This window comes from Sporosarcina luteola (assembly GCF_023715535.1).
Taxonomy (GTDB): Bacteria; Bacillota; Bacilli; order Bacillales_A; family Planococcaceae; genus Sporosarcina; species Sporosarcina luteola_B.
The window spans coordinates 1-475 of sequence record NZ_JAMBOI010000046.1 but is presented as its reverse complement, the minus strand read 5'-3'; the positions used below and the strand labels follow the sequence as shown (position 1 = coordinate 475).

At 29.5% G+C, this 475-nt stretch carries 1 protein-coding gene; it reads right to left on the bottom strand.

Annotated features, from left to right (window positions below; genetic code table 11):
• The coding region (locus M3191_RS18235; protein ID WP_251701732.1) for an ABC transporter substrate-binding protein at positions 1-475 on the bottom strand (475 nt) is incomplete at both ends.

Sequence of the window (475 nt, the reverse complement as noted above, 5' to 3'; positions counted from 1 at the left end):
GCCTTATCAGCATCAACATTTGCTGTAATACCGAATGGCACTTCCTCTAAGTCATAAACATGATTATTTTTCACAGCTTTAAAATGTTTCCAAATATCATTTTGTTTAAATTCTTTTTGAAACATTTTCTTAACTTCTTCAGGCATTCCGTGTGGTAATCGTAAAATAATATCTGGATTGATATTCAACAAATTTTCAGTATTAGACGAAATATATTGACGATCTTTCACTTTAATAACATTTTCTCCACCTGCTATTTTAACTAAATCACCAATATATGATTTATCAGTTGCTACTAAATAGCTACCCGGTACACCCATTAATATTAATACTTTGGGATGTTTCTTTTGTTTAGCTGCTTTATTTTCAATTTTTTGCTTTACAGAATTTAAATGGTCATTTAATTCTTTTGCTTGTGCTTTACGATTAAATTGATCACCTAATTGTGTAATCGACTTTTGCATCCCTTTTAAAC